At 62.4% G+C, this 11,833-nt stretch carries 10 protein-coding genes; 5 read left to right on the top strand and 5 right to left on the bottom strand.

The window, feature by feature from the left end; genetic code table 11:
- The first annotated feature begins 380 nt into the window (after positions 1 to 380).
- Positions 381 to 857, top strand: a complete 477-nt coding sequence (locus OUZ45_RS18420) for a hypothetical protein (RefSeq protein ID WP_266171721.1) — start codon at positions 381 to 383, stop codon at positions 855 to 857.
- Here the strand turns inward: OUZ45_RS18420 and OUZ45_RS18425 are convergent.
- From OUZ45_RS18425 to OUZ45_RS18445, 5 genes are all read right to left on the bottom strand, one after another.
- A complete protein-coding gene (locus tag OUZ45_RS18425; RefSeq protein ID WP_266171722.1) occupies positions 845 to 2,407 on the bottom strand; it encodes a hypothetical protein in 1,563 nt (520 codons plus the stop codon). The two genes, OUZ45_RS18420 and OUZ45_RS18425, sit on opposite strands and share 13 nt — an antisense overlap.
- A gap of 56 nt (positions 2,408 to 2,463) precedes the next feature.
- On the bottom strand, positions 2,464 to 3,864 hold the full coding sequence (locus OUZ45_RS18430; protein WP_266171724.1) for a glycosyltransferase family 2 protein: 1,401 nt from the start codon (positions 3,862 to 3,864) through the stop codon (positions 2,464 to 2,466).
- A gap of 376 nt (positions 3,865 to 4,240) precedes the next feature.
- Positions 4,241 to 4,885: an SH3 domain-containing protein gene (locus OUZ45_RS18435; RefSeq protein WP_266171727.1), complete on the bottom strand. Its 645-nt coding sequence runs from the start codon at positions 4,883 to 4,885 to the stop codon at positions 4,241 to 4,243.
- Positions 4,886 to 5,033: 148 nt separating this feature from the next.
- Positions 5,034 to 6,149 (bottom strand): aromatic ring-hydroxylating oxygenase subunit alpha, encoded by a 1,116-nt coding sequence (locus tag OUZ45_RS18440; RefSeq protein WP_266171729.1) that lies wholly within the window; start codon positions 6,147 to 6,149, stop codon positions 5,034 to 5,036.
- 111 nt (positions 6,150 to 6,260) lie between these two features.
- Positions 6,261 to 7,598, bottom strand: coding sequence for an MFS transporter (locus OUZ45_RS18445; RefSeq protein ID WP_266171731.1), 1,338 nt, complete (start codon positions 7,596 to 7,598; stop codon positions 6,261 to 6,263).
- 147 nt (positions 7,599 to 7,745) lie between these two features.
- Here OUZ45_RS18445 and cyoA point away from each other — a divergent pair, with 147 nt between their 5' ends.
- From cyoA to cyoD, 4 genes are all read left to right on the top strand, one after another.
- The gene (gene cyoA, locus OUZ45_RS18450; protein WP_266171733.1) at positions 7,746 to 8,726 is read left to right on the top strand and encodes a ubiquinol oxidase subunit II; all 981 of its coding nucleotides are present in this window, start codon (positions 7,746 to 7,748) and stop codon (positions 8,724 to 8,726) included.
- Positions 8,727 to 8,804: 78 nt separating this feature from the next.
- Positions 8,805 to 10,778 (top strand): cytochrome o ubiquinol oxidase subunit I, encoded by a 1,974-nt coding sequence (gene cyoB / locus OUZ45_RS18455; RefSeq protein WP_266171771.1) that lies wholly within the window; start codon positions 8,805 to 8,807, stop codon positions 10,776 to 10,778.
- On the top strand, positions 10,771 to 11,406 hold the full coding sequence (gene cyoC, locus OUZ45_RS18460; protein ID WP_266171735.1) for a cytochrome o ubiquinol oxidase subunit III: 636 nt from the start codon (positions 10,771 to 10,773) through the stop codon (positions 11,404 to 11,406). The genes cyoB and cyoC overlap by 8 nt, the downstream gene beginning before the upstream one ends.
- Positions 11,403 to 11,801 (top strand): cytochrome o ubiquinol oxidase subunit IV, encoded by a 399-nt coding sequence (gene cyoD / locus OUZ45_RS18465; RefSeq protein WP_266171737.1) that lies wholly within the window; start codon positions 11,403 to 11,405, stop codon positions 11,799 to 11,801. The genes cyoC and cyoD overlap by 4 nt, the downstream gene beginning before the upstream one ends.
- The last annotated feature ends 32 nt before the right edge of the window (positions 11,802 to 11,833 follow it).

Raw genomic sequence — 11,833 nt, forward strand, 5'->3', positions numbered from 1 at the left:
CGCTTCGACTATCGCGTTATTGCAACCTGGCTCGCCTGCCGCGGGCTTTCGAACCGCTGCCGCGGTCCGAGTCACTTTTCTCTGTTTGGCCAGAGAAAAGTAACCAAAAGAGAGGCCACCCCGGTTACGCGCCCTCCGGCTTCGCCTGCGGGTCCGTGAGGTCTGGCCGGGCTTTTCGACACGACGTCCCTGTCGTGTCGAAAAGGCGCAGGCATCCCTGCCTGCGCCCCCTTCGGGGCCTGATCGTCCAGCCCTCACCGCTGCACAGGGGACCCCTTAAGATCAGGAGCAACATCAAGAGCGGAGCGGCGGGCGTTGCCCGCGCGCTAGCGCTCGGCGTGGCGTCGGGATCAATACATGCGCAGAGCAACGAGCACGGTATGACTCATCAATACGACAAGGCGGATCAGGTTTCCGTGTCGATGCGCGCGCTGCAGGTTGCCGGCATCTGCTGGACCCTTCCCAATACTTTGCTGGGTTTGATTGCGGGCCTGGCATGCATGTTGTTCGGCGCGCGCCCGCAATGGCGTCGTCGCGATTTGGCTCTGGCATTTCGGCGGGTGCCGTGGCGTGGTGCGGGTGGGGCGGTGACGCTGGGCAATGTGATTTTGTATACGGGCGGCGAGCTGGATACGCCGTGTTTGACCTATGCGCATCGCACTGGCCAGTGTGTTGAGCTGCCGGTTTCACTGGCCGACCATGAGCGTGCGCATGTCTATCAGTACATGGTGCTGGGGCCGTTGTTTCTACCGGTGTACGCATTGTGCGGTGGCGTGAGTGTGCGCAATCCGTTTGAGCGTGCGGCCGATCGTTACGCGCGGCTAGGTTCGGGGTGGTGGCCGTCTCAGAGCGGGTAACGCACCACCAGATTCATGCTGTTGTTCCAGTACCCCGAACCGCCGTTGCTGGCAGAGGCGGCAGAGCTGCGTCCTAGTTGCAATTCAAGACGCCCGTTGCCGGGCAGGCGGCCCTCGAGGGAGAGACCGACGGTGTAGACGCCGGCGCCGGCGCCATTGACCACCTGGCGGCCTGCTGAGGCCACCGCACGCAGCTTCCACTCCGGACTCAGGCTGTACACGCCGACCAGTCCGAACTGGGCCGTACGATAGTGGGCGGGATTGAAGTACACCCCGTGGCTGGGACGGTCGCTGTGGAAGATGCGTGCGGAGAACTCGCCGCCGATGGCTGCGCGGGTGTCCGCCACGTCATAGGGGCTAAGTAATACGCGCAGCGAACCGCCATCGCGGTGATTGCCGTCGTTGAAGTTCTGCCGGTAGTAAGTGGGCAGCACGTACCAGCGAGCTGCGGGTCGGAAGTTCGCGCCCACGCTGTACAGGTTGTAGATCAGGTGGTTGGCGACGGCGGTATCGGTGGGCACCGGCGCGCGTTCGGCGCCTGCCGATAGACCGAAGCTGTCGCTAGGCTGCAAGGTCCAGCGCGCCATGCCTTGCAGATAGTGCCAGCGGCCGCTGCGACCCGGGCCGAGGTTCAGGTCGATGCTGTGGTTGTCGCCGATGCGCAGCTGTCCAAGCAAGGACAGATCGTCGAGGCGACGTGACTGCTTGCGGTCTTCGACGCGCGTGGTGCTCGCGGCGACACCCCAGCGTTGCGTCCAATCGCCGCGCGAGAAAGGCGCGAAGCGATAGGCCGCGCCAACGTGCCAGGTATCCAGGCCGTCGCTGTCGTGGCTGTAGCCAAAGTTGCCTTCGAGCTGTGGCGCCAGGGCGAACTGCATGTCGTCCTTCAGCAGCCGGTATTGCGTCCCCAGGTAACCCTGCGGCAGTGGCGGCAACGCGGCATCGAGATAGGGCGTGCTGCGATCCTGCCAGCCTAGGGACTGCACGGCGCGAAGCAGCTCGACGGTCGGCTTGGTTTGACCCTGGGCATACGGTGCGACCAACGCATAAGCCGCACGCGGATAGTCCTGTGCGTTGAGCGCCTGCGCGAGACCGGTATCCGCGGCCTGTTGCGCGGTGGCGTCGCCGGCTGCTTCGCGCGCTGTCCGGAAGGCGGTTGTCGCAGTGGGATAATCACCCAGCCAGAGTGCGGATTGGCCAAGGCCCATGGCCGCGGCGTAGCGGTCTTCGCGAGAGATGTCGGGTTGAGCCAGTGCCGCGGCGAACCGTTCGCGTGCTTGAGCGGGGAGGTTGTCGGCGAGCGCGGCGCGACCCTCGCGAATGTTGCTTGCTGGGTCACTCGCCGAATCGATCGCTGAATCGATCGCTGAATCAATCGCTGAATCAATCGCTGAATCAATCGCTGAATCAATCGTCGAATCAATCGTCGAATCAATCGTCGAATCAATCGTCGAATCAATCGTCGAATCAATCGTCGAATCAATCGTCGGGTCACTGGCTCGCGCATGCGCTGCCGGAACCAGCAGCAGCGAGAGTAAGAGCCCGCCCAAAGTTTCCGCGTAGCCCGCGTTGAACCTTTGAGGGGGCTGTAACGGCCGCTGCGCGCTCATTTCGTGCCCCAGCTCTTGCGCAGCTTGAGCAACTCGGCGAAGTAGCCCATCACACAACCGGGTTGCAGCACGATGCCGTAGAACAGGGTGTAGATCACCAGCCCCAGCGGGTTGTAACGGACTTTGAGGCCCTGCGCGCGGAACATGCGTGACTGGATCGCGTACATCAGGAAGTTCACCAGGAACGCCAGCGGCAGCACCAGCAGCGTCATCGGGCCGGCGAGCCAGTAGATACCGAAGCACGCCAGCAGCAGGCCGGGGATGAAGACCAGGGTGTAGATCATGTCCATATAGGGGAACAGCAGGTTCCACCAGATGAACAGCGTGCTCATGCGGCGATGGAACAGCAGCTCGCCATGCGCCTTGAACGCTTCGATCAGCCCGCGTGACCAGCGTTGCCGCTGGCGGATGAACTGGTGGAACGTGGCCGGTGCGTTGGTGAAGGCGATGGCATCCTCGCAGTAGCCCACACGATGGCCGCGCCGCAGGATCGCCCAGGTCAGCACGATGTCCTCGCCCACGCACTCCGGCCAGCCGCCGACGCTGCGCAGCGTATCGGTGCGATACAGCGAGAACGCGCCCTGCGCCACCAGCGTGCCCTGAAACAAACTCTGCAACCGTTTCACTGCGGCGATGCCGTGGAAATAATCCCATTCCTGCATGCGTGTGATCAGGTTCTGCCGCGAATTGCGTACCAGCACGGCACCCGCGACGGCGGCGGTGCCCGGCGGATCGCTGAGGAAGCGCTCCACCAGGCGGCGCAGCGCCTGGCGATAGAGATAGGAGTCGGCATCCAGCGTGATAGTGAGTGGATGCGTGGCGTGACGAAGGCCGACGTTCAGCGCATTGGCCTTGCCGCCGTTGCATTTGAGGTCGATCACCTGCAGCCACGGATAGGACACGCTGCGCAAACGCTCCATAGTGCCGTCGGTGGAGCCGTCGTTGATCACGATCACTTCGACCGGCGCGGGATAGCTCTGGTTGTTGATGCTGGCCAGCGTGGTGAGGATGGAATCCTCCTCGTTGTAGGCGGCCACCAGCAACGTGACGCCGGGCAAGTCGCCTAATGCGAAGCGCCGACGCGGCGGCCGCCGATCGAACAGCAGCCCCACCACCAGAAACGCATTCATGAAGCCCGGCAGGATAGCGATGCCGAAGATCATCAGATCGGCCAATGCGCTGCCTTCCACCGCGGAAAGCGTAAGGATCCAGCCCCGCGCCAAGCTGTAGGAAAACACCGCCCAGGCCAGGGCAAGGATCAGGGTCAGTGCGAACTTGTAATGCACCGACAAGTAATAGCGCCGACGCGTTTCGGCTTCGTCGGGCGTCGTCGGCAATGGGACGATCGCCGGCAATGCTGGGGTGTACTTCGGCCAATCCTGCGCTTGGATGCTCATGGGGTTTTCCCGTGGCTTGGCAGCAGGGCAATGTCAGGGACGAGCGACCTCAGACTTGCCGGAGGTGGATGCCGGAGTGAGGGTATCGTTCGTGGCGGTATCGATCTGCGACCCTGGTGGTACGTAGGCGTAATGCGTTCATCGAAAAAGTTAGGCCTTGCCGCACATGCTTTTGCAAAAGCCACGCCAGGCTATTCATTTAATTTTCTATTTGAAAATCAATTAATTAGGCGCCACCTAATAATCCGAGACGGATGAGCGCCGCGGACGGCAGGACGCTTCGAGGCACAAACTGACCGGGAGTGCGTGGGTACTCAACGACCAACGCCACGGCAGGCCGTGGCGTTGGTGGGGAAGCTGGCGAATGGAGGACCCATCAGTTGCCGCTGCTTTGGGTGGGTGTGGGGGCAGGGCGAGTCTGCGGCTTCGGGCGCGTTCCGCCGCCCGATCCATTACCCGGTCTTGGAGGACGTGTACCGCCACCCGATCCGTTGCCCGGTTGCGGCTTCGGGCGCGTTCCGCCACTCCATCCATTGCCCGGTCCCGGACGATGCCCACCACTCCAGCCTGGCGGACGCGGCCGCACTGGGGGACGGTGGATCGGCCGGTGAGGTGGCCGGATCACGATCGGGCGATGGAACCAGTAATCGCGCTGGCGATAGAACGGGCGGTCGCGGTAGTAACTACCCCAATAAGTGCCGATCACGAACGAGACGATCGGGATACCGATGCGCGCGCCGTTGTCCTGCACCACCACACGCTGATCCTGATAGACGTACTGGATGTAATCGGCAGCCACCCAGCCGCGCGTGCCCATGGTGACTACATCGCACCATCCCCAACCTTCGGTGCAGCCCTGGATGGACACGTTGGTGCCAAGGGGGACGACGGTGATGATGGGGTATGCCGCATCCGGACCGGCACGCAGATTCACGTTGCCAGTGACAAAGCCGTCGGCCGCCATGGCGGGTAGGGCGACAAATGCAAGCAAGCCAACGGCGTACTGCAGGAGACGTCTCATTGCGGTTACTCCCAAGCAGTCATCGAGAAGGTTGAGCCAGAAGGTCGGCCGGCCGGCGCACTGTGGCGTCTCGATGAACGCCGTGCAAGCGGGAAGACCAAGCCCTCCACGTTGTCCGTGCGGGGCTATCGAGGGCAGGCCCTGAGCTTCATGCGAGTTCGCTTCGACCGTGATCCTGCGTTTCGCGATACGCGCGGCGCAGCAGTTCGTGAAAGTGATGCACGGCATTTTCGCGCAGCGGATTAAGCCGTCCGGCTTCATACGAACCGGAGGCGAGGCCGCGCTGCACGTCCTCGCAGATGGTCACGTCTTCCACCTGCACTTCGTCGCTGAATGCGATGTCCCTGGCGCGGCGTGCCTGGCTCTCGGGGCTGCTATCCGGGCCAGCATCGGGGATGTAGTAGAAATCAAACTCCACACGACAGCGGTCCACACCCAGCGGCAGCACGCGGTTGGTCTGCAGGCGTCCAGGCAGGATGTTGAGCATGGTGTTGGGATACAGGAAGTAATACAGCGCTTCGCCGCTGCCGTAGAGATCGGCGGCGCTTTCCAGCGGGCTGTACTGGAACGAGTACCACTCGGCGGTCTCGGTGATGTAGCTGCGATAGTCGAGCAGGCTGTTCAACCCAGGATGGATGTGCGGAACGTGGTAGCCCTCCAGATAGTTGTCCACGTACACCTTCCAGTTGCAGGCCACGTCGTAGCTGGAGCGATGATGGAACTCGAAGCCGGCCAGCGAACGCTCCGCGCCAAGCCGAGCATCGATACCGGCGACCATCTCGTCGAACGAAGCCGCCTCGCCGGTAGCGACAAATACCAACCCCTGCCACACCTGCACACGGACTTCGGGAAGACGGATGTCTGAAGGTTCGAAGTCTTCTGTGCGACCCATCTCCGGCGCACCGCGCAGCACACCATCCAGCCCGTAAGTCCAACCGTGGTAATGGCAGCGCAACGCCTTGGCGCCGCGTCCGTCGCAACGTGCGATGGGGCCGGCGCGATGGCGGCACACATTGTGGAAAGCACGGATGGTCGCTTCATCGCTGCGCACGACCAACAGTGGCAGACTGGCGATGGCAGTAACGACATGATCGCCCACGCCGCTGAGTTGCGATTGATGGCAGACCAGCTGCCAGCTGCGACGGAACACCGCCTGCGCGTCGAGTGCAAGCATGCGCGAATCGGTGTAGTAGCGCGCGGGCAGGGCGAGCGCGTGATCCAGCGGCTGCGAGGCGAGCGTGCGAGCTTCGAGCAGATCGGTCATGGACGGCACCCCGGCAGACGTGTTGCCGGAGTATTGAGCGCTTTGGTGGTGCTGGGAAGGTGTCCCGGCACCGGCAAGCCTCGCTCTAGCTACCCTCTCTTCGACTCACCCTCAGTCGCGCGCTGCCAGCGCCCGGTTGACCCGCAAGGCCATCAACGTACAAGCCGCACCGGAAAGCAGATAAACGCTTACGGCAGCCAAGCCGAACTTGGACGACAACCCCAGCGCCACCAGCGGGGCGAAGGCGGCGCCGATGAGCCAGGCGACGTCGGAAGTTAGCGCCGCGCCGGTGTAGCGGAAGCGGATGGGGAAGTTGGACGTGACAGTGCCGGCCGCCTGGCCGTAGGACACACCCAGCAAGGCGAAGCCCACCAGGATGAACGCGTCCTGCGCTGCCCGTCCGCCGCCCAGCAACCAAGGCGCGAAGAAGCTGAAGATGCCGATCAGGCAGGCGAGCAGGCCGAGCGTGGTGCGGCGGCCGATGCGGTCGGCGATGAAGCCGGAGGCGATGGTGCCGAGGATGCCGACGCAGGCACCGATGATCTGCACGGTCAGCACGTCACCTACAGATTGCGTCGTGCCCAGGGCGATCCAGGACAGTGGAAACACCGTGACGAGGTGGAATAGCGCGTAGCTGGCCAGTGCCGCGAAGGCGCCGAGGAAAATGTTGTGGTCCTGGGTGCGCAGCATCTCGATCATGCCGATCGGCTCGAGCTCGCGCTCTTCCATCAACTGCGTGTATTCCTCGGTGACCACCAGGCGCAGGCGCGCGAACAGGGCGACTACGTTGATCGCAAATGCGACGAAGAACGGATAGCGCCAACCCCAGCTCAGGAAATCGTCGATGGAAAGTTCGGTGTACAGGAACAGGAACAGTGCGCTGGCGATCATGAAACCGATCGGTGCGCCTAGCTGGCCCAGCATGGCGTACCAGCCGCGGCGCTGCGCCGGTGTATTCAACGCCAGCAGCGACGGCAGGCCGTCCCAGGAGCCGCCTAGGGCAATGCCCTGAAGCATGCGGAAGAACGCCAGCAGGGCGATGGCGCGGCCGCCGAGCACGTCGTAACCCGGTAGGAAGGCCATGCCAGCGGTGGCGGTGCCGAGCAGGAACAGCGCCGCGGTGAGCTTGGTGCCACGGCTCCAGCGTCGCTGCATGGCCATGAAGATCGCGGTGCCCAGTGGGCGGGCGACGAAGGCCAACGCAAAGATCACGAACGACAGCAGCATCCCATCAAGGCGATCCTTGAACGGGAAGAACACCGTCGGGAACACCAGCACCGAGGCGATGCCGAACACGAAGAAGTCGAAATATTCCGAGGCCCGGCCGATCACGACGCCGATGGCGATCTCGCCCGGCGCGACCTTGGCATGGTCGGCATGGAGACGTTCCGAGCCTTGCGCCAGGGCGCTTGCTGAAGGCTCGTGATGGTGCTCAAACGTGCTCGACATCGTGGTGGCTCGACTGGGGTAGTAAATGTGGACGTTGAAAGCATCGCACTGACGGGTTTCCGCTGCCATGAGACAAAATGTCCCATTCCTGCTTCGTGCCGTTGCGGGTATTTTTTTCGTACCCCTCCCCAGGTTTCCCCGCCGGTCATGTCCATCAAGGCTCTCCGCGGACTGTTGTTGCCCGCCGTTCTGCTGCTGACGGGCTGTCAGACCGTTCTCATGTCGCCTTCCGGTGATGTCGCGCTTCAGCAGCGCAATCTGATTGTCACATCGCTGGTGTTGATGTTGCTCATCATCGTGCCGGTGATCGCGCTGACGCTGTTCTTCGCCTGGCGCTACCGCGCGTCGAACAAGAAGGCCGCCTACGATCCGGAGTGGAATCACTCCACCATGCTGGAGCTGCTGATCTGGTCAGCCCCGTTGCTGATCATCATCGCGCTCGGCGCCATCACCTGGGTCAGTACGCACAAGCTCGATCCATTCCGTCCGCTCGATCGCGTCTCGGAAGGGCGTGCGACACAAGCGGACGTCAAGCCGCTGACGGTGGAAGTGGTCGCGCTGGACTGGAAATGGCTGTTCATCTATCCCGAGCAGGGCATCGCCACGGTGAACGAGCTGGCGGCGCCGGTGGATCGGCCGATCCAGTTCAAGATCACGGCGTCAACCGTGATGAACTCGTTCTTCGTGCCCGCGCTCGCCGGTCAGATCTACGCCATGCCGGGCATGGAAACCAAGCTGCATGCCGTGATCAACAAGCCGGGCGTGTTCGAAGGCTTCTCGGCCAATTACAGCGGCGCGGGCTTCTCCGGCATGCATTTCAAGTTTCTCGGCATGAGCGACGGTGAGTTTGCGCAGTGGGTCGATCGGGCGAAGGAGGGCGACGCGTTGACTCGCGAAAGCTACCAGCAGCTCGAAAAGCCTAGCCAGAACGATGCGGTACGGCGTTACGCCAGCGTGGCGCCGGGTCTTTACGAGGCCATCGTCAACCTGTGTGTCGAGCCCGGCCGCGAGTGCATGAACGAAACCATGGCCAAGGACGCGCGCGGCCACGGCGCGCATGGCTCCAAGTCCGACGACTCCAAGCCCGATGACGGCAGGGGCGACATGCCCATGAGTCACTCGCCGTGAACTGCGCGATGAATGCTTCGCGCCACGTCTACCGCCCCGGTAACCAAGATGTCTGATCATCCCGACCTAGCCAAACTGATCTTCGGCCGCCTCACCTGGGACGCGATTCCGTTCCACGAGCCGATCCTGCTGTATACCTTCATCGCGGTGGCGCTGGGCGGTATCGTGACGCTCGGCGCCATCACGTATTTCCGCCTGTGGGGTTATCTCTGGCGCGAGTGGTTCACCAGCATCGATCACAAGAAGATCGGCATCATGTACATGGTGCTCGGCCTGGTGATGCTGCTGCGCGGCTTTGCCGACGCCATCATGATGCGCCTGCAACAGGCCGTCGCCTTCGGTGATGCAACGGGGTATTTGCCACCGCACCACTACGACCAGATCTTCACCGCGCATGGCGTGATCATGATCTTCTTCGTGGCGATGCCGATCGTGACGGGCCTGATGAACTACATCGTGCCGCTGCAGATCGGCGCGCGTGACGTGGCGTTTCCGTTCCTCAATAACTTCAGCTTCTGGATGACCACCAGCGGCGCCGTGCTGGTGATGATGTCGCTGTTCGTGGGCGAGTTCGCGCGCACCGGCTGGCTGGCTTATCCGCCGTTGTCGGGCATCGCGGCAAGTCCCGATGTGGGCGTGGACTACTACATATGGGCGTTGCAGATAGCGGGCGTAGGTACGCTGCTATCGGGCATCAACCTGCTGGTGACCATCATCAAGATGCGCGCGCCGGGCATGAAGCTGATGCAGATGCCGGTGTTCACCTGGACCGCGTTGTGCACCAACGTGCTGATTGTCGCGGCCTTCCCGGTGCTGACCGCCGTGCTGGCGCTGCTGTCGCTCGACCGATACGTCGGCACTCACATGTTCACCAACGAACTTGGCGGCAACGCCATGATGTACGTGAACCTGATCTGGATCTGGGGCCATCCGGAGGTCTACATCCTGATCCTGCCGATGTTCGGCGTGTTCTCGGAAGTGGTCTCCACCTTCAGTCGCAAGCGCCTGTTCGGCTACACCTCGATGGTCTACGCCTCGATCGTGATCACCGTGCTGGCCTACCTGGTGTGGCTGCATCACTTCTTCACCATGGGCTCGGGTGCCAGCGTCAATTCGTTCTTCGGCATCACCACGATGATCATCTCGATCCCCACCGGAGCGAAGATTTTCAACTGGCTGTTCACCATGTATCGCGGCCGCATCACGTTTGAGCTGCCGATGATGTGGACGGTGGCCTTCATGGTGACCTTCGCCATCGGTGGCATGACCGGCGTGCTGCTGGCGGTGCCGCCGGCGGATTTCTCGCTGCACAACAGCCTGTTCCTGATCGCGCATTTCCATAACGTGATCATCGGCGGCGTGCTGTTCGGCGCTTTCGCCGCGATTAACTTCTGGTTTCCCAAGGCCTTTGGCTTCAAGCTTGATCCGTTCTGGGGCAAATGCTCGTTCTGGCTGTGGGTGGTGGGCTTCTACTTCGCCTTCATGCCGTTGTACGTGCTGGGCCTGATGGGCGTGACCCGCCGCCTGAGCCATTTCGAGGATCCGTCGCTGCAGATCTGGTTCCAGATCGCCGCTTTCGGCGCCGTGCTGATCGCGTTGGGTATTGCGTGCATGCTGATCCAATTCGTGGTGAGTTTCCGTCGGCGCGAATCGCTGCGCGATCACTCGGGCGATCCGTGGAATGGCCGCACGCTGGAGTGGTCCACCTCGTCGCCGCCGCCGGACTACAACTTCGCGTTCACTCCGCGTGTGCACGACGCCGATGCCTGGTGGCAGATGAAGCAGCACGACTATCGCCGGCCTACGAATGGGTTCCTGGCCATCCATATGCCGAAGAACACTGGTGCGGGCATCATTCTCGCCGGCATCAGCACCGTGCTCGGTTTCACCTTGATCTGGCAGATGTGGCTGCTGGCCGGGCTGTCGTTCGCGGCGCTGCTGGCGGTGGCGATCGGTCACACCTTCAACTACAAGCGCGACTACTACATCCCGGCCGAGGAAGTGGCCCGTGTCGAGGCAGCGCGTACGGAACTGTTGGCCAGCCATGTCTAATTCATCGTCGCTTTCCATGTCCGCTGTCGCGCACGAGTCGCTCCAGTTCCATCTGGAGACCGAGCACCATCCGCAGAACGGCACGCTGCTCGGCTTCTGGCTGTACCTGATGAGCGACTGCCTCATCTTCGCCTGTATGTTCGCCGTGTATGGTGTGCTGGGTCGAAGCTATGCGGGCGGGCCGACCGGTGCCGAATTATTCGAACTGCCGCTGGTCGCGCTGAATACCTCGCTGCTGTTGCTGTCGTCGATCACCTACGGTTTCGCGATGCTGGAAATGCATCGTAATCGCCAGCGCGCGACGCTGATCTGGCTGGCCATGACCGGCCTGCTCGGCGCCGGCTTCATCGGCATCGAGCTGTATGAGTTCACGCACCTGATCGCCGACGGCGCGGGTCCGCAGCGCAGCGCGTTCCTGTCCTCGTTCTTTACCCTGGTGGGTACGCACGGCTTGCACGTCAGCTGCGGCATCATCTGGTTGATCACCTTGATGGTCCAGGTGTCGAAGAAGGGGCTGATCGCTGAGAACAAGCGCCGCTTGTGGTGCTTGTCTATGTTCTGGCATTTCCTGGACGTGGTGTGGATCGGCGTGTTTAGTTTTGTCTATTTGATGGGAGTGCTGCCATGAGCGCGCACACCGATATCGACGCCATCCACGGTGATGGTCACGAGCACGAGCATGACGACGGCATCGGCCACGTCTCGCTCAAGGGCTATGCCATCGGCTTCGTGCTGGCGGTGATCCTGACCGCCATCCCGTTCTGGCTGGTGATGAGCGGTGGCTTCAAGAACTCGAGCACGACCGCGCTGGTGGTGCTCGGCTTCGCTGCCGTGCAGATCGTGGTGCACATGATCTATTTCCTGCATATGAACACCAAGTCCGAAGGTGGCTGGAATATGCTGGCGCTGATCTTCACGGCGGTGCTCGTGCTGATCACCTTGAGCGGTTCGATCTGGGTGATGTACCACCTCAACCACAACATGATGCCGGCGATGATGCACGACATGCAGAATCTGCCATGAGTCAGCGCGACGCCCTCGCGCTCGCCGCCGGG

Source organism: Dyella subtropica, assembly GCF_026283965.1.
GTDB classification, from domain to species: domain Bacteria; phylum Pseudomonadota; class Gammaproteobacteria; order Xanthomonadales; family Rhodanobacteraceae; genus Dyella_D; species Dyella_D subtropica.